This window comes from Mycetocola sp. Y171 (genome assembly GCF_056713165.1).
Window position 1 is genome coordinate 161168 of sequence record NZ_JBWYGX010000001.1, and the last position, 16679, is coordinate 177846.

The window sequence follows — 16679 nt, forward strand, 5'->3', positions numbered from 1 at the left end:
GTCAATCGACGGGAACGAACCGGGCCGACTCCCGACCGTGCGTGCGAGCGATGCGGTAGTAGTCCTGCGGCGTGAAACCGGTGAACGTCTTGAAGGCGCGGATGACGTGGGACTGGTCGTAATAACCGGTCGCCGCCGCGAGTTCTGCCCAGGGCACGTCGTCGCCGAGCGGAAGCTCGTCGATGAGGCGGTGGAACCGGACGACCGTCGCGTAGAACTTCGGTGTGACGCCCGTTGCCCGGCGGAATCGCTCGATGAGGCTCTTGTGGGACAGGCCGAATTCCGTAGCGACCGATGCGACGGAGCGGGACGGATGTTCGCTGAGCACCGCCACGGCGCGCCGGACGACGGGATCGGGCGCGGTGCCGCGCAATGACCGCACGAGAGCGGCGTCGAGGGCGTCCAGCAGCGCCTCGCTCCCGTGCCCCGGTCGATCGAGTGCCCTTCCCCCGTGATCGAGGAGGGCGTCTGCGGCCGTGTCGAGATCCCCATCGAGATCTTCCGCAGCCAGGGCGTTCTCGCGCACCCGCGCGACTTCGGGCAGGACGGCCTCGACGTTCACCACTCTGCCCGTGATCACCGACGGTTCCAGGCCGAGCCGGCCGACGGCATCCGGTTCGATGACGGCACCGAGGTTGAACACTGTCTTCGGATTCTCGCTCAGCGTGAAGTGCGACTGCAGCCCACTGCAGAACACAGCCGTCAGGGGCTCGGATGCTACGCCGTTCAGCGGGTCGGTCGCTCGGTATGGACCGGAAAGATTGACGATCAGATGGGCGAACGGCATCGGGAAGATGCGTTCACGGCTCTGCTGCACCGGCCCGCGCACCAGCCAGAGCGAGCGCACGACGCCGTCGAGAGCTCCGCTCGGTGTGCGTTGCAGAAATTCCATCGGGCTCCTCTGTGCGGGTAAAGATTATCCAATCGGTGCAAAGGCCCTGGCTCCTAGTGTTCAAGCGAAGAAGGGATGCATCATGCCTCAAGCTTTTTGTGACGACACAACGATCCAGGCGTCACCCCACGACGTCTGGAAGACGCTGACCGACTGGTCAACGGCATCGAAATGGATGCCAGGGGTCAGCGACATGCGTGCGGCCGGCGATATCGCGGTCGGCACAGAACTCACCTTTATCGCCCGCGGTAAAGACCGAACCTCCACCGTGACCGCGCTCGAACCCGGCAGGCTCATCACCATGTCGAGCACGATGCCCGGCGTGCTCGCCGACTACACCTATGCGCTGGAACCGGCGGGTGACGGTACCGCCGTCTCGCTCGTGGCCGATGTCGAGACCAGCGGACCGATGAAGCTGATGGGCAAGGTGATCCGTTCGGCGATCGCCAAGGAGGACGGTGTGCAGCTGGCCAGGCTGAAGGCATTCATCGAGTCGCGCTGAGTTGGCGCGTGGTCGCTACGATGACGGACTATGGAATGTCAGATCGACGGAGTTCTGGTCCATTACGTCGAGCACGGTAATGGAACCCCCCTCGTGGCACTGCACGGTGCCGGGGTCGATCACCGCGAAATCGAGGCGGCACTGGAAGCAGTGATACCGAGCACGGGGTACCGCCGCATCTATCCGGATCTGCCGGGGATGGGCCGCTCCACCGCGGATGGTCTTTCGAGCAACACTGATGTGATCACACTGCTCGCAAAGTTCCTCGATCGCCTGGGCGCTGGACCTGTGCTGCTGGTCGGGCATTCATACGGCGCCTACCTTGCCCGAGGACTTGCCGCGGCGAAACCGGACGGGGTGCTCGGTCTGGCCGCGATCTGCCCGATCGGCGAGACCTCGCAGAGTGTCCCAGACCACAGCGTGACCCGGCAGGACCCCGACGCCTACGATGACCTCCCCCTCGAACATCGCGCGGGTTTCGATGAGTACTTCGTCGTGCGCACCCGGGAGACCGCACGTCGCTACCTCGATCACGTGGTTCCCGGCACGGCGCTCGCTGCCGAAGCCGAACTGGAGCGCATCTTCTCCGGCTGGGCCGTGGACGTCGGATCGAGTGAGTTCCTGGCGCCGACCCTCATCGTTGCAGGGCGACGCGACTCGGCTGTCGGGTACGCGGACTCGACGGATCTGCTCGATCGGTATCCGCACGCTTCCCTCGCGGTCGTCGAGAGTGCCGGCCACGCACTCATGCATGAGAGACCCGAACTGTTCGGCGCCCTCATCGATGAGTGGCTGGATCGGACACGATGAGCGGCGACACCGGTGCCGGGCGCATTCTGGACCGTCTCCCCCAGGATGTTGCGGCGGGGTCGGGTGCCGGGCGCGAGCTGGAGCTGTCAGATTTCGCCGGTTCGGTCGACGACTACGCCCGAGCGCACGACCGCGCTCTCTCGGACGGTGAGCATCACGCTCGGGCCCGCGCGTGTTGGGGCCTGGTCGCTCAAGGAGTCGGTTCGCTGGCATGGGTGGAGCACGAGTTGGCCAGCCAGGACGATGAACGGATCGAGGACGCCGCGGGTGTGCTGAGGTGGATCGGTGTGCCCGCAGCGTTGGTTCCGGAGCTGCGGGTGTTGGTGGACTCGTTGCCGGACGGACAGGCAGCCGACGCTGTTGCCGCCGCGTTGCAGAGTGCCGTGGGACCGGAGCCCTCAGCGGCTCCGGTTCCCGTCTCCGGGGAGCTCTTCGACGGATCGCTGGCTGCGTTCACCGGCACGATCTGGTTCGTCGACGCTCCCTTCGACGCTGTTGTCGACGAAGCGACCGCGTGGGTGGCAGAACTCGGCGGCCGCACGTCCACGCGGCTGGACGGGATCCTGCCGACGATGCTCGAGGCGCTGGAACCCTGGGCGATGCCGTCGTGGAAGCAGATTCTGGTGCAGACCCGGTCGAATTGGACGGCGATCTTCAGTCAAGGCAGCGACATCGGTACACACGATGTCGTCGGGCGCAGACTCCGATGCCGAAGCCTCAGAACGAGTTACTCACCCCACACGGTCCGTGACGGTTCAGTGGTCAGCTTCGGTGACTGTGCGTTCTGGTTGAGGAATGCAGACGACTCCACCCGCAGCATCCAGACCTCGTTCCAGTCCCGATGGCGGTGGGACCTTTACGGAGAGCCGCTGGAATTCGAGGACCAGTCTGCCTACGAAGCGAAGCGGATCCCGGAACGGTTCACCCTGGCTCGGATGAATTCGTACTGTCGAGCGCTCGGAATCCGACGGAACGAACCAGACTTCTACCTGCCCCGCGGGTGCCTCATCGAGAAGGACACCAGCGGTTGGCAGCCTCCGCGGACTTTGTCGAGCCGGGAATGGCACGCTCGCAACCGGTGACAGGGCGCCGCTCCGGACGGCGCGATCGGATCGAACCGCAAAAGTCGGGCGAGAGGGTGGATCGACGAGCAGTCTGGAGGCCGAAGGAGGAGAACGTGATCGCAGTTCTGAATCGAGTCGTCGATTTCGTCGAGGAACACCTCACCGAAGACATCGACATCGCCGGCCTGACGAGCGGCCTCGGCACGACCGAGTATCACGTGCGCCGAATGTTCTCGTCTCTGGCCGGCATGCCGTTGTCCGAGTACATCCGGCGGCGGCGGATGACCGTCGCGGCCGCTGAAGTCATCGACGGTCGCGACCTGCTGGCGACAGCGGTGCGCTTCGGCTACGGCTCCACCGAGGCCTTCAACCGCGCCTTCCGGGCGGTGCACGGCGTCAGCGCCGGTGATGCCCGTCGAGACGGTGGCCCCCTTCGAACACAACCACAGCTCAGGTTCCGCCTGACCGTAGAAGGGAACACCACGATGGAAACTCGTATCGCAGATCGACCGGCCTTCCGGCTCATCGGCCACGCCGCTCGCGTACCGCTGATCCACAACGGCCCCAACCCGCACATCCAGGCGCACATTGCCTCGTTGCCAGATACGGAACACGTTCGGCTCAAGGCGCTGAGCAACACCGAGCCGGCGGGGCTGCTCCAAGTGAGCGCAGACGTCGACCCCGACTACGCCGAGGGCAGCGAGCTGACGTACCTGCACGGCGTCGCCGTCAGTGACGGAACGCCGGTGCCCGACGATCTCGAGACGATCGACGTCGCATCCGGTGCGTGGGCGGTCTTCCGCTCGGCAGGGCAATACCCCGCGGCGCTGCAATCAACGTGGGCCGCCACCGCCACTGACTGGTTCCCATCCAACCCCTGGCGGCTGAGGCCGGGTCCGTCGATGGTGGCCGTGCTCGAGCGCGCCGCCGACTTCAGCACCGCGACCACCGAGTTGTGGCTGCCCATCGAACGCGCCTGAAAAAGGCCACTACAAACGTAGTGGTATTGAGCGTATCCTAGGCGCACGACAAACAGTCAGTGTCGAGGAGGTGCGACATGACCACCACAATGACAGCCAGACCCGCAATGCCGGTCGTCGACGGCGTCGATCACGAATTCGTGGCCCTGGCGGACGGACGGATGCATGTCGCCACCCTGGGCTCAGGCGACCCGGTGCTGCTGCTGTCGGGATTCGCGCAGACGTGGTGGGAGTGGCGCGACCTCATGCCTGCGCTCGCCGCGGCCGGGTACCGGGCGATCGCGCCGGATCTGAGGGGCGAGGGATGGAGCGACCTGCCCTTCGATACGATCACGCGGACGCGCCGCACGGAGGACGTCATCGCCCTGCTCGATGCGCTCGGGCTGGACCGGGTGCGACTCGTGAGCCACGACATGGGCGCGATCAGCGCCTTCCAGCTCACCCTCGACTCCCCCGAACGGTTCTCTGCGCAGGTCATGTTGTCGGTACCGCCGCCACAGATGACGTTCTCGTTCGACATGACTCCCGGCATGCGGCACCTCTGGCACCAGGAGGCTCTCGCGATCCCGGGCATCGGGCCTGCCCTCCTGCGGGCGGGACGCCTGCCGCGCCACCTGTTCTCACAGTTCTCGGCACAACGGATGGATCCGGACGTCGTCGATTTCTACGTCTCGTTGTTGCGGGATCCCGAACTCTCGCGGGCCGCGGCGCCCTTGTGTCGACGGATGGTCCTCCCCGAACTCGGACGGATCATCCGCGGGACCTACCGGCACGACCGATTCGCCATGCCGTCCCTGTTCGTCTTCGGCACCGATGACGTCGGATTTCCTCCACACGTCACACGCAAGGTCTTCGCAGATCCAAGCGCTTTCGGCGCCGACGTGCGCCTCGCGCTCGTCGAAGATGCCGGACACTATGTCGCCGACGAAGCACCCGGCCCCACCTCGACACTCATCGTCCAGTTCTTCGCCTCGGTGTCGCCCGCGGCGAGAGATCCGCTCTGACGGCAAGCCGCTATGCAGCTTGTCCGTGAGCGGCCCGAAGGCTGGCTACTCTGGCGAGATGGAGATCATCCTCGCAATCGCCGGATTCGTCGTCTTGCTCGTCTTGTATTGCGTGGGCTCGTTCCTCGTCGATATCTTCGTCGTCGATCCGGTGACCCGTTGGAACGACCGTCGGCTCGCGAGAGGGTCGACGTTCCACTGCGGAATCCGCGTTGTCTCCGGCAAGCTTCCGGGGTTCACCAAGGCCTGGCGCCACGGACCCACCACGATCAGCCCCGGCGTCATCCGATTCAAGGATGAGGCCATCCGCGTGATCGACCTCGCCGCGCACTCCCGTCAGCCCGTTTTCGGTGAGTGCTTCTGGTCCGGCTTCGACCACCGGGTCATCGTCCTCACAACGGAAGCCGGCGAAATCGAGTTCGCTGCACGCAGACCCCAGATGCCAACGATTCGAAAAACGCTCAGCGCAGGTCCCTCAGCCGATCAGTGATGCTGTTCTCCTCGCCTGCTCGGCGCTCATAGGTGACGGCGATGATAAGAAGAACGGCGCCGACGACCGCGAGGGTGATCCACCACGGCATCGACTCGATCCCCCGGCCGATCTGCACGAGGAACACGAGCACGTTTTCGACCGGAAGCACGACGATGCCGATCAGGAACGGCGCCGCGAGCTTGAGACTCGAGCCGACGAGGATGGCGATGAGCGCGATCACGATCACGAAGATCGCCCGCCAGGTCAGCGGATCGGTGAAGGTCGCGATGACGGATGCCAACATCATCGTCACGATGCCCGGGGCGAGCAGAGGCCATGAGCCGCTCCAGCCTGCCGGCCAGCTGTCCACCGTGCTGCCCCGCCAACGATCGCTACCCGGATGCCGGCGCGCAGCATCCAAAACAACGGCGCCTGCAGCGAGCAGGAAGAGGCCAAGCGGCAGCGAGAACCATTCGACACGCAGATCTCGTGGACTCCACGCCACGATCGCGGTGACGAACGCGATCGCGAAGGTGAACCACACCGGCGGCAGGCTGGTCGGTCGGGTGCGCAACCGCCAGGCGATGACGACGACGATGACGAGGTACGCGAGCATGAGCGACCACATCGCCCAGATGGTGAACCAGTCGCGCTCGATCGCCGCCCACGTCGCGACCGCGACGTACAACGCAGCGGGCGCATACAACCAACGGGTGCGGGCCAACCGTGATCCAACCTCGGCGGCCGAGCGGATGCCCCTCGCGGCAGAAGCTGCCGGCAGCGCGCCCGCCATGCCGACGGCGGAGCAGATCAAGATGAGGGGTACGCCGCCGGTCATGATCGTGTCAGCGCCGATCCCGAATCGAACGCCCTGAATCGCACCCGCCGCACCGGCCGCGATCGCGATCGCCAGTGTCGGCACGCGCAGAGCCCGCAACAATCCGGCGCGCTCGGAAGTGCCCCTGCCGAGCAGCAGGCCGAGGCCGAGAAGGAACCACGATGCAGCGACGAGCCCATACCCACGCCAGTGTGCGAGCGCGTTGGCTTCCGAGCCGGACACCGCCAGGACCACGAGGATCGGCGCGACGGCCATGAGGAGTCCGGTCGCATAGAGCGGCACGGCGCCTGAGCCGCGCGCCGTGAGGATCAGGCCGATCGTCGCGGCAGCCAGGCTCGGTGGGAGCAGATACGGTTCGAGGACGTCGATACCGGCGAGGGCCCAGAGGCACCAGAGCGCACCCGTGAACGCGGCTGCGGCGACCCACCACCCGTAGCGGCGCTTCGCCCAGAATGAGGTCGCCGCTGCGCCAAGCCCGAGGATGACCAGCACGATGAAGGTAGTCGGCAGACCAGCCGCGTCGCGGACCAGCGCCAGCAGGACAGCGATCGCGCCCGTGAGCAGAGTAGAGGCTTCGATCGCGATCCGGGCAGCCGACGCATCACGGGGCACGATGCCGCGCTTGGTCAGGACCGAGGCGATCAGGCCGGTGCTGGGCAACACGACGGCGACGATGGTGGCGATCACCGGAAGCGTCACCGGAGAAGCGCTGCTGAGGAGCACCTGTGCTCCGAGGCAGACCACGACGACAGCGAGCGACGGAACGAGGAGACCGGCGGCGATGGCGCGGAGCGCGACTCCGAGGCCGGCGCGGCGGGTCACGAGAAGCGTCAGGGCGAGCAGGAAGATAAGGGCAGTCGAGAGCGCCGTCCAGCCGCTGCGCTCGAAGATCACCTGCACGACCCCGATCAGGAATGGCACAGCGGTGACGGCCAGGATCGCGTACCACGACCGAGGTGCGACCCATCGGAGGAAGGTTGCCGCGATCGCACCAACCGAGGCGAGCGATGTGGTGAGGCAGAGCAGGGGGATGGTGCCGACGCCGAGTTGGTCGAGCGCCGTCGCGAAGACGAACAGCGCGTATGCGTAGCCTGCACCGACGTGCACGAACCGCTCCTGCGACGGGATGGTCCGCGCGACGACCGCGATGGTGGCGACGACCGCGACACCTGCCCAAACAATGACTGCATCGTCCGCCAGGGAACACGCAACGCCCAGCAGTACCGCGAAGTGGCTGCCGACAGCGAGTGGCAGCCGCATCCTCAGCGAGGCGTCCCGGATTCGGGGAACAGTGAGGAGTGCGATGCTTGTCGCCACGGCAAGACCCAGGGCGATCGTGATACGCAGCCACAGGGGGAAGACGGCAAGGCAGGCGAAGGTCAGCCCGGCGAGGGCGGCAAGCCAGAGCGCCAGCGAACCGGTCGATTCCGGCAGCTTCGGGGAGGCAGAGTAGCGCTGTGGGACATCCATCGGGGCAGGGCCGGTGCGCCTGGTGATCACCGAGAGCGCTCCGAAGCCTGCCGACAGGGCGACGAGGCCGAGCACAACGGCGAGATCACCGTTGGGAGGGAGGATGACGTTCTCGCTCAGATCGACGCGGCTGAGCGAGCCGATCACCGTAGCGGCCGCGATCGACGTCGCGAGGAAAGCGGTCGAGAACGCGACCACGCCGATGACCGCGAAGACGCCGCGGAGGAACGGCCGCCGTCTGAGGGTGCGCGATCGCGGAGCAAGGGCATTCAGTGCGAGCAGCGCGGCGGCCCCGGCCGCGGGCGTGATGGCGGGGTACCACACGGACGCATCATGTGCTCCGAGGTCGAGGGCGAACGGCAGACTGACGGCGGCGGCCATGCCAGCAGCTCCGCTCAAAGCGCTCCAGAACGTCCTGGCGAGGTTGCGCGTCGCGAACACGGCGAGCACCGCGACCGCGGCCAGCAGAGCGGCGATCGTCATCCAGAATTCGGTCGTCGTGGCAAATTCGATGAACCACATCTGGGCAACCACGATCAGGGTCGCGACGACCTGCAGCGTCGAGATCGTCATTTCCTCCGACCGCAGGCGCCCATCGAACCGCGGCGCGAACCGGGGTATCGCAGCCATCACGGCGAGCGCCGCGAACGCCACTCCCAGGTGACCGAGGGTGGATGCCAGTGTGTTTCCGCCCGCGTATCCCAGCATGGCGGGAACGACGGTGAGCGCGACGAGCGAGATCCACAGCCAGCTCCGGATGCGCGCTCGCGTCGCCACGAAGACCATCACGGCGCCGCTGACGAGCGTTCCAACCGCGGCGAACGCCCACGCGCTGACCCCGATCGGCGCGAGTTCCGAGAACGCGTAGACATCGAGGGCGACGAAGACCATCCCGAGGCCGCCGACGGCCTCCGCCGAGAACTGCAGGTTGCGGCGAGCAAGCAACCACGCACCGCCGAGGAAGAGCATGGTGATCAGGCCGACGATCACGCTGCGGAGTGCGCGATCGGTGAGGTCGGGGTTGAAGAAGGTGAAGACGATCGCGGAGACCGCGAACAGTCCTGCACCCGCGACGGCCAGCACGGACTGCACCGTCGCGCTGGATCGGGGTGCCGCGCTCGCCGGTGCGCCGGATTGCCCTGGTGCTTGCGGTCCCGGTGTCTGCGCGGGACGGACCGGTGCCTGTGCAACTTCGGGACGAGTGACCCGGTTGAGCACGTCCTGACGTGCATATAGCGCCTGCGCGGCCGCCTTCGAAGCGTCCCAGAGTTCGAGCGCCAGGTCCTCGGTCAGTTCGACGCCGCAGTTGTGGCAGCGCCGATCAACCAACGCGTCTGCCTGACATACCGGGCACGACCTGGTGTCCAGGAGGATGCTGATCGCGACGCTGCTCCAGGGCTGCACTACCTGCGGGATGGTCATGCCTCGGTCACCGCGGTGCCTGCGGAGGCCGACCTCATGGTCCGGGTTTCGTTGTCCATCGTTGGCTCCTGACAGGTAGGGAGGTCTTCTTGCCGGCAGAGTCAGCGCAGGCGACAGAACCACCGACGTTACAGAGCCATGGCGTCGCGCGCGCGTCCCAGAGGTGGGGTGGTTCGGCACTAACCGACGGGACGGTCGTACGCCTGAAGGCGACTCGGTAGGCCGTGATGCCGAGCACAGCAACCACGCGCGGACGAACCCGTTGAAACGGGCCCGATCGTCGCTGACATCATGAGGAGATGACTTTCTACTCGGACTTCGGCCCTCGCAGAACCCGCCAGATCATCGGCGACGTGCTCGCAATCATCCTGATAGGCGCGTGGGTGTGGCTCGGCGTGACCGTCTACCTGCTCGTCGAGAATCTCGCCGCGTTCGGCGTGCAGATGGAGGAGGCGGGCGCGGGCTTCGAGGAAACCATGACCGAGGTCGGCGACACCCTCGGCGGAATTCCGCTCATCGGCGGTGGGATCCGGGCACCTTTCGACGACGCGAGCGGTGCCGGTGGTGCACTCGAGGCCGCCGGGCAGAGCCAGCAGGTCGCCGTCAATCAGCTCGCCACTGGCCTCGGCGTCGGGATCGCCGCCCTGCCGATCATCATGATCCTCCTGCTCTGGCTCATCCCACGCATCCGGTTCGCGCGAAAAGCCGGGCAGGCCAAAGTGGCAGTCCGATCAGGAGCTGGCATCGACCTGCTCGCTTTGCGGGCACTCGCCACCCAGGAGCTCTCGACTCTCTCGACGATTGATCCGGATGCGATGAGCGCTTGGCGGCGCGGCGACGAGGGCGTCATGCGTGCCCTCGCCCAGCTCGAGCTGAAGAGTTCAGGCGTGCGTCTTCGCGAGGGGTGATCGCGCGAACGTCCTGGGCGGCATCCGACCACCTGCGACAATGGACGAGTGACTTCGTGGAAACCCGATTGGACGGACTTCCCTTCGCTCCTCCTGAACTTCTGGACCGAGCGGCATCTGTGCACTCTCGCCTCCGTTCGCGCCGACGGCCGGCCGCACCTTGTCCCGGTCGGTGTCGCTTTGGACCTGGACGAACAGTGCGCCTGGGTGATCACGAACAAAGGCTCGCACAAGGTCACCCACATCTCCGCCGACGGCAGGATCGCAGCCAGCCAGGTAAGCGGGCGCCACTGGTCGACGATCGAGGGCACCGCACAGGTCCTGTCCGATGAGATCTCCGTCGCCCGCGCCGTCGACCGCTACTCTGCGCGCTACCGCGAACCTCGACCCAACCCATCCCGGGTCGCCCTCCGAATCGAGATCGATCGTTTCCTCGTCTCGCCAGGCTTCATAACGGCCGGTTGAGATCGGCTTGCGGCCTGCTCGGCCACACTGGAGCTCAGCAGTCCGGGCTTGGTAGCCTGCAACGCATGCCCATCAAACTGGAGAACGTCGGCATCGCCGTTCGCGACCTCGAAGCAACAATCGCCTTTTTCACCGACCTCGGCCTCACCGTCATCGGCCGTGACACGGTCAGCGGCGAGTGGGCCGACACTGCCGTCGGGCTTGACGGCAACCACGCCAAAATCGCGATGCTTCAAACGCCAGACGGCCACGGCCAGCTGGAGCTCTTCGAGTACATCCATCCCGACGCGATCGAAACGAACCCGACCCTTCCCAACGAGATCGGCATGCACCGCGTCGCGTTCTCGGTCGACAACATCGACGAAGCCCTGGCCATTGCGGCGAAGCACGGATGCTATCCGCTTCGGGGCGTGGCGAACTATCAGGACGTCTACAAGCTTTCTTACGTCCGAGGCCCCAGCGGCATCATCGTGATGCTCGCTGAAGAACTGACAAGGGCTGACGGCTGAATCGGCGGGCCGCAGGTGACGCGAGGCGAGGCCCTCGGAATAGAGCATGATTGGCGCATGCCGGAACAATTCGAATGGGTGCCTGATCTTGCGCGGGGCGAGTGGCTCCGGCCGGTGGAGGATGAGCCGTTTGGCAGCATCCTGTCCGTTGTTCCACGCGGCTTCGAGGCATATGCGCGGATATTCCATCCTGTCGAACGCGATCGCCCGCGTGCCACAAAGTCCTGGTATGGCGTTGATCGCGAGACGTTCTACGACGGTCTGGGAGTCATCGAAGACCACGATGATTTGCTCGAGACCGAGCGGGCTACATGGGCCGATGCCGCGGCATCGTTCAACACCACGTTGCACGCAGAGGCGCAGTACGCGCGGCTCGTGCGGGGCGACTATGGGGATGATGGCGGGATCGCCGCAGATGGATGGTCCTATGACAGCCCGGCCGAAGGCTGTCTTGACACATTGTCGCTCGCGGCGGCGTCGGAAGTTCTCGCTCGCCACACGACGACTCCGGATTCCGGTGTCGCTGCGATCTGGGAGGGATGGGGCGGGCTCGTGAGTTCTGGCGGGGTCAGGTACCTCGCTTTCGAGCCAATGGCCGGATGGCCTTCCGACGGAACTGCTGCGCCGCTCGCCTCTCCGTCGTTTCGTGACCGACTTGCTGCGGCAACCCGGCGCGGACTCGCCCGGGCGAGATACCAGATCAGGGCTCTTCGGCGGCCGGACCTCAATGATCCGGTGCCAGGTACTGGGCTGCTCTCCCCCGAAGTCGCTTCCGGTCCACATTTCGATCTGCATGGAGACTCGGGGCGGCACTACATCCTGTTCGAAGCGGGCGCGAACAGTTTTGCGGACCCTGCCTGGCCCGACCGGGCGCCGTGGATCGATGGGAACCGGTGGTCGCAGTCGCCCAGCATCATCTGGCCGGATGATCACTCGTGGGTGCTCGCCACCGAGATCGACTTCGACTCGACGCTCGTTGCAGGCACGACGGAGCTCATACGGGAACTCGTGCAGACGCCAGGCCTGGAGGTATTCCCCATTCGCATCGACGCCGATCTGACGTGGGGCGGCGACCGGATCAATCACCCCGACTGAGGTCTCAACGCTGGACCCGATAGAGAGTCAGGTGCTGCGGATGAAGGAGACCACGGATTCGAAGCGGGCGGCGCGGAGATCGGTGTCACGGATCCAGATCTCGAGTCGTCCGCCGTCGCCAAAGACCGAGTCGAAGCTGTGCTCGCCAGTGATGTTCAGCATCAGAACGTGTCGGTCGTCTCCGACGAGTGGTAGCTCTCGCTTGAGCAGGTCGACATCCTCATCGGGCAGGTCGAAGTCGTAGCCCTGGACTCCGAACATCCGCGTAGCCGGCAGCTCGGTCCGCGTGAACGGATCGGTGGATGCCTCGAACTCCTCGCTGAAGTTGCCATTGCGCGCCCAGATGTCGGCGAGGCTTTGCAGCTCGACCACCGTCTCCGCTGAGCGATCCGTGACGGCGGGTCCGTTCCCGAAGCTGAGTCCAAAACTCGCTTGGGCTCGCGACGGAGGATAGACCGCGCATTCTGCGTCCAGATCGAGCGGCAGACGATGTGCGAGGCTGGGTTCCGGTAGATATCGCAGGGTCGCTCCTCCCCCCGGAACATCCGGATCGGTGCGGGAGTCACCGGTCGTCGTGTGGAACACCTGGAGCAGACCGTCGCCTGGAACGCCCACACTCTGGAGCAGCCGCAACAGTCGCGGGTCACCCGCGTGGTCTTTCGGGATACCGCGGAAGTCGATCTGGAGGAGGAAGGCGTCTTCGGGCAACCGCAGGCCGGTCACTCGAGAGGGCGTGCCTCCGATGCGGGACAGGTTCCGGAAGGGCTCGTCGTGATCCAGCTCGTCCGCGAGATCCCATCCGTAAATGTCTTCGAGATCACCGGCCGTGTTCTCGGCCAGGTACAGTGCCGGCGCCCCGATGAGTTCTTCGGACGTCAGCGCGACGCGTGGATCGTTCCTGACCGTGTCGACGTCCTCCGCTTCCCACACCACGAGTGGAGCGATCACCAGGTAGACGAAGTCCCGATCGGCCTGGTCCGTGATGTCCGGAACGGCAGCACGCAGCCGGTCCACAACATCGGTTTCCCGAATCGCCCGGTCCGTGGCGGCGAGGAGACGGTCGATCAGCCGGTTCCATTTGCCAGTCGGGATGGCCAGCCAGTCGTCGCCAAGCGCCCGCTTCTCCGCTTCGATATCGAGGGCCTTCTGCCATGCCGGCGCGTCAATGGATCGCAGGTCAAAACTCAAGGTTCACCAATCATTTGGTCTTACGTCGCATCATGAAGCGACCGCTTTCGCTTCGATCTGCCGGAGGATAAGCATCTGTTCATCCTCGCTGACCGTTTTGCGGTCGGCGTCGCGGAGACTGAGGATGAGGTCACGCCGTCTCAGCGCTTCGCGGCGGTTACGAGAAGGTTCCGGGTCACCGTCCAACTGGAGCGCCAACGCCGGACGGGGCCAGTCGCCGGCTTCCTCGGCGAACACGATGCCGTAGATGTCGGCATAGCTGACGCGCAAGGTCGGTTCGGGGTGGCCGGCCTCCCAGAAGGTGATGTCCGTGCCGAAGGCAACACCAATGATCGGCACGGGCGCGAATCCAAATCCGTTGAGGCGCCAACCTAGACGTTCGAGGTCATGACGGGTTCGCTGGTACACGAACACCAGGTACCTCGCGTCGAATGGCCGCTCCTCACCCATGAGCTGCCACGTTCGCCGTGCTTTCCGTGCTCGCAAACGCGACAACACCCAGATGATGATGGCTGCGAGCGCGAGCACGGCGAGAACGGCCGGGCCGGTCACGGTTTGCCAGAGTTCAATCCGCTGTTCCAGGGTGAGGCCGCTGCGACGTCGTCCAGGCAGAAACGTGGAGAGCAACATTCCCGCGAGGCCGACCCCAAGCATCCACAAGACGCCCCGCCACATCTTCGTTGTCATGCTCTCAACCTTCGGATCGGTGCCGGCGGGCGCTCGCCTCATCCGCGGTATACGGGCGCGGTGCAAGTTCGTGCCTCTGGCGCCGGGCGCGATCGCGCTGAGGCGTCGGTCAGCTTTCTCAACATACCGCCAGCCAGCACCCTCCGCGGGAACGCGTTGCCCCCCTTACTGAGGTGGAAGCGTTGCGACCGCGACAGTGATTTGGAGGAACCTACGAGCGGCATCCGAACGGTGTCAGTGGGTCCGCTCGCTTGCCGCCTCAATATGAACGAGCTCGACGACAACGGAGGTGATCCTGCTCACCGGTTTGCTCTTCCGGTTCTCCGGTTGGAGCCGGAACGTTGCCTCTTCGCCGACACGGACAGTATCGAAGTCGGCCACCGGCATTGCTGCCCGGTCCCCCGCGAGTTGTTCTGAATCCGGACGCTCGCCCGGGATTCGGGTGAGCGTCACTGGCTGGTCCTCTTCGTTGACGAGGACGTATTCGGACCCGGAGGCGGTGACGATCCGGAACGTCCCGCGCGTGCCGCAGGTGAGAACTTGGAGGTTCATGGGCTCATCATCAGTTACTCTCCGGCCGCGCGTAACCCCCTCCGACGACTCGAGTGAACCAGGAGTGGGATAAATCAACTCGAGAACAGTCGCCGGAAGACCGCGACGGCTACGATCGACCACACGCCACCCTCGGACAACCAATGCCCCGGGACGCTTCACGATAAGAGCATGAGACCCGGAGAAAGCATGGATGCCCGAGACAACGCGGCGCAACGCCCCCTCCTCATCCTCTTCTGTGGTCTGCCGGGATCCGGTAAAACCACGGTTGCACGCGACAGAGAACGAGAGACGGGTGCCATCCGGTTCAGTACGGATGAATGGATGGCGGATCTAGGTGTCGACTACTTCGATCAGATGCGCGACAACCTGCAGATGCGGCTGAACTCGCTCTGGAAAGAACTGCTCGAGCACGGGCAGAGCGTCATTCTGGAAGACGGGACCTGGAAACGAGAAGAAAGAGATGCGCTCCGCCAACTCGCGAAGACGCTCGACGCCGTTACCGAGATGCACTACTTCGACGTTCCGTTCGATGAGCTCTGGCGGCGGCTCGAAGCCCGCAATGCCGTCTCGACACGCGGAACGGTACCGATAAGCAAAGCACTCCTGGAGGACTGTTTGCACCGGTTCCAACAACCCGACGAGGACGAGCTATCCCTGTTCGATCGACCGATCGTGCACCGTTAGGAAGATTCGACGTCGCGTTTTGCCGGACGATCACCGGCGAGTGCCGCGCGGAGGTCGCCCTCTTCGTGCCCGCCCTTCTCCTTGCCGAATGGCAGCACTTTCAGCAGCGGGTGCAGGATGGCCATGACGATGAGACCCCAGGCGAGTCCGAGGACGGCCGAGCACAGGGTGTTGACGAGCCACGCCAGGAATCCGCCCACCACCGGGATGCCGGCGAAAGGTCCCTCGAGGACATGGACCAGGTCGTACGGCAGGTGCCAACCGAGGTCGTGGGCACCCTGAAGCATGATGTGACCACCCACCCACAGCATGGCGATCGTCCCGATAAAGGTGATCGCTGCCAGGACCGCGGGCATCCCCCTGACCAGCAGTTCGCCGAAGCGCTTGGCGCCCGCAGAGTCTTTCGTGGTCAGGTGAAGGCCGAAATCGTCCATCTTGACGATGAGCGCGACAGCACCGTAGACGGCTATCGTGATCGCCACCGCGACGACGACCAGGATGATGGCCCGGGCCCACAAGGACTCGTCGGCCACCTCATTCATCGCGATCACCATGATCTCGCACGACAGGATGAAGTCGGTGGTGATGGCGCCCTTCGTGACCTTGGCCTCCGCCTCTGGGCCCCGTTCGACCGCCGGCGCCTTCTCCGCCGCGGAGTGGCCGCGGAGCTTGTGCCAGACCTTTTCGGCACCCTCGTAGCAGAGGTACGTGCCACCCAGCATGAGAATGAACGGGATGACCCATGGGATGAACGCGCTGATGAGGAGCAAAGCCGGCAGGATGATCAGCAGCTTGTTCCGGAGCGAGCCCCAGAAGATCCTTTTGATCATCGGCAGTTCGCGGGATGGGTCAGCCCCTGACACGTACTGCGGAGTGACCGCCGCGTCGTCGATGACCACGCCGGCGGCCTTGACCCCCGCCTTGGCAGCTCCTGCCGCGACATCGTCGACGGAGGCGGCGGCGATGCGGACCAGGGCTGCGACGTCGTCCAGCAGGGCGACGAGACCGCCGCTCACCGGGCGCTCCCGGAGTGCTCACGGGTGGACGGTTGAGCGAGGATGCCTCGCGTGATTGGCATGCTCAAAAGTATAAGGTGGCCGGCCGGCCCTCGACCGACTGCCGTGCGTCAGCGCT

17 protein-coding genes are annotated in these 16679 nt (G+C 65.3%); 11 read left to right on the top strand and 6 right to left on the bottom strand.

Going from position 1 to position 16679, the window contains the following annotated elements; all coding sequences use genetic code 11:
• Position 1: 1 nt before the first annotated feature.
• The gene (locus AC1M2K_RS00805; RefSeq protein ID WP_480239447.1) at positions 2-892 is read right to left on the bottom strand and encodes a helix-turn-helix domain-containing protein; all 891 of its coding nucleotides are present in this window, start codon (positions 890-892) and stop codon (positions 2-4) included.
• An 82-nt stretch (positions 893-974) separates the two neighbouring features.
• On the opposite strand from AC1M2K_RS00805, the gene AC1M2K_RS00810 reads away from it, so the two are divergent.
• The 6 genes from AC1M2K_RS00810 to AC1M2K_RS00835 all read left to right on the top strand — a co-directional run bounded on the left by AC1M2K_RS00810 (position 975) and on the right by AC1M2K_RS00835 (position 5742).
• On the top strand, positions 975-1394 hold the full coding sequence (locus AC1M2K_RS00810; protein WP_480239448.1) for an SRPBCC family protein: 420 nt from the start codon (positions 975-977) through the stop codon (positions 1392-1394).
• A gap of 30 nt (positions 1395-1424) precedes the next feature.
• Positions 1425-2204 (top strand): alpha/beta fold hydrolase, encoded by a 780-nt coding sequence (locus AC1M2K_RS00815; protein ID WP_480239449.1) that lies wholly within the window; start codon positions 1425-1427, stop codon positions 2202-2204.
• A complete protein-coding gene (locus AC1M2K_RS00820) occupies positions 2201-3286 on the top strand; it encodes a hypothetical protein (protein WP_480239450.1) in 1086 nt (361 codons plus the stop codon). Before AC1M2K_RS00815 ends, AC1M2K_RS00820 begins: the two co-directional genes overlap by 4 nt.
• Before the next feature lie 95 nt (positions 3287-3381).
• On the top strand, positions 3382-4248 hold the full coding sequence (locus tag AC1M2K_RS00825; RefSeq protein WP_480237530.1) for an AraC family transcriptional regulator: 867 nt from the start codon (positions 3382-3384) through the stop codon (positions 4246-4248).
• Between the two features lie 77 nt (positions 4249-4325).
• Complete coding sequence (locus AC1M2K_RS00830; RefSeq protein WP_480239451.1) at positions 4326-5252, top strand: alpha/beta fold hydrolase; 927 nt, start codon at positions 4326-4328, stop codon at positions 5250-5252.
• Between the two features lie 58 nt (positions 5253-5310).
• The gene (locus tag AC1M2K_RS00835; RefSeq protein ID WP_480239452.1) at positions 5311-5742 is read left to right on the top strand and encodes a hypothetical protein; all 432 of its coding nucleotides are present in this window, start codon (positions 5311-5313) and stop codon (positions 5740-5742) included.
• Here AC1M2K_RS00835 and AC1M2K_RS00840 read toward each other — a convergent pair.
• On the bottom strand, positions 5714-9454 hold the full coding sequence (locus AC1M2K_RS00840; RefSeq protein WP_480239453.1) for an SCO7613 C-terminal domain-containing membrane protein: 3741 nt from the start codon (positions 9452-9454) through the stop codon (positions 5714-5716). The two genes, AC1M2K_RS00835 and AC1M2K_RS00840, sit on opposite strands and share 29 nt — an antisense overlap.
• A 299-nt stretch (positions 9455-9753) precedes the next feature.
• On the opposite strand from AC1M2K_RS00840, the gene AC1M2K_RS00845 reads away from it, so the two are divergent.
• From AC1M2K_RS00845 to AC1M2K_RS00860, 4 genes are all read left to right on the top strand, one after another.
• Positions 9754-10362 (top strand): hypothetical protein, encoded by a 609-nt coding sequence (locus tag AC1M2K_RS00845; RefSeq protein ID WP_480239454.1) that lies wholly within the window; start codon positions 9754-9756, stop codon positions 10360-10362.
• Between the two features lie 48 nt (positions 10363-10410).
• Complete coding sequence (locus AC1M2K_RS00850) at positions 10411-10827, top strand: pyridoxamine 5'-phosphate oxidase family protein (protein ID WP_480237535.1); 417 nt, start codon at positions 10411-10413, stop codon at positions 10825-10827.
• A 65-nt stretch (positions 10828-10892) separates the two neighbouring features.
• Positions 10893-11336: a VOC family protein gene (locus AC1M2K_RS00855; RefSeq protein WP_480239455.1), complete on the top strand. Its 444-nt coding sequence runs from the start codon at positions 10893-10895 to the stop codon at positions 11334-11336.
• Positions 11337-11351: 15 nt separating this feature from the next.
• Entirely contained in the window at positions 11352-12431 is a 1080-nt protein-coding gene (locus AC1M2K_RS00860) for a hypothetical protein (protein WP_480239456.1), read from the top strand.
• 27 nt (positions 12432-12458) lie between these two features.
• On the opposite strand, the gene AC1M2K_RS00865 is transcribed toward AC1M2K_RS00860, so the two are convergent.
• The 3 genes from AC1M2K_RS00865 to AC1M2K_RS00875 all read right to left on the bottom strand — a co-directional run bounded on the left by AC1M2K_RS00865 (position 12459) and on the right by AC1M2K_RS00875 (position 14858).
• A complete protein-coding gene (locus AC1M2K_RS00865) occupies positions 12459-13619 on the bottom strand; it encodes a DUF1963 domain-containing protein (protein ID WP_480239457.1) in 1161 nt (386 codons plus the stop codon).
• 30 nt (positions 13620-13649) lie between these two features.
• Entirely contained in the window at positions 13650-14306 is a 657-nt protein-coding gene (locus tag AC1M2K_RS00870; protein WP_480239458.1) for a hypothetical protein, read from the bottom strand.
• Positions 14307-14540: 234 nt separating this feature from the next.
• Complete coding sequence (locus tag AC1M2K_RS00875) at positions 14541-14858, bottom strand: hypothetical protein (protein ID WP_480239459.1); 318 nt, start codon at positions 14856-14858, stop codon at positions 14541-14543.
• Positions 14859-15047: 189 nt separating this feature from the next.
• Here AC1M2K_RS00875 and AC1M2K_RS00880 point away from each other — a divergent pair, with 189 nt between their 5' ends.
• Positions 15048-15545 (top strand): P-loop nucleotide/nucleoside kinase family protein, encoded by a 498-nt coding sequence (locus AC1M2K_RS00880; RefSeq protein ID WP_480239460.1) that lies wholly within the window; start codon positions 15048-15050, stop codon positions 15543-15545.
• Here the strand turns inward: AC1M2K_RS00880 and AC1M2K_RS00885 are convergent.
• Positions 15542-16561, bottom strand: a complete 1020-nt coding sequence (locus AC1M2K_RS00885) for a DUF808 domain-containing protein (RefSeq protein ID WP_480239461.1) — start codon at positions 16559-16561, stop codon at positions 15542-15544. The two genes, AC1M2K_RS00880 and AC1M2K_RS00885, sit on opposite strands and share 4 nt — an antisense overlap.
• Positions 16562-16679: the final 118 nt, after the last annotated feature.

Coding starts and splice junctions, on each gene's coding strand:
- AC1M2K_RS00805 (WP_480239447.1), bottom strand. CDS start 892: ATGGAATTTCTGCAACGCACACCGAGCGGAGCTCTCGACGGCGTCGTG.
- AC1M2K_RS00810 (WP_480239448.1), top strand. CDS start 975: ATGCCTCAAGCTTTTTGTGACGACACAACGATCCAGGCGTCACCCCAC.
- AC1M2K_RS00815 (WP_480239449.1), top strand. CDS start 1,425: ATGGAATGTCAGATCGACGGAGTTCTGGTCCATTACGTCGAGCACGGT.
- AC1M2K_RS00820 (WP_480239450.1), top strand. CDS start 2,201: ATGAGCGGCGACACCGGTGCCGGGCGCATTCTGGACCGTCTCCCCCAG.
- AC1M2K_RS00830 (WP_480239451.1), top strand. CDS start 4,326: ATGACCACCACAATGACAGCCAGACCCGCAATGCCGGTCGTCGACGGC.
- AC1M2K_RS00835 (WP_480239452.1), top strand. CDS start 5,311: ATGGAGATCATCCTCGCAATCGCCGGATTCGTCGTCTTGCTCGTCTTG.
- AC1M2K_RS00840 (WP_480239453.1), bottom strand. CDS start 9,454: ATGACCATCCCGCAGGTAGTGCAGCCCTGGAGCAGCGTCGCGATCAGC.
- AC1M2K_RS00845 (WP_480239454.1), top strand. CDS start 9,754: ATGACTTTCTACTCGGACTTCGGCCCTCGCAGAACCCGCCAGATCATC.
- AC1M2K_RS00855 (WP_480239455.1), top strand. CDS start 10,893: ATGCCCATCAAACTGGAGAACGTCGGCATCGCCGTTCGCGACCTCGAA.
- AC1M2K_RS00870 (WP_480239458.1), bottom strand. CDS start 14,306: ATGACAACGAAGATGTGGCGGGGCGTCTTGTGGATGCTTGGGGTCGGC.
- AC1M2K_RS00875 (WP_480239459.1), bottom strand. CDS start 14,858: ATGAACCTCCAAGTTCTCACCTGCGGCACGCGCGGGACGTTCCGGATC.
- AC1M2K_RS00880 (WP_480239460.1), top strand. CDS start 15,048: ATGGATGCCCGAGACAACGCGGCGCAACGCCCCCTCCTCATCCTCTTC.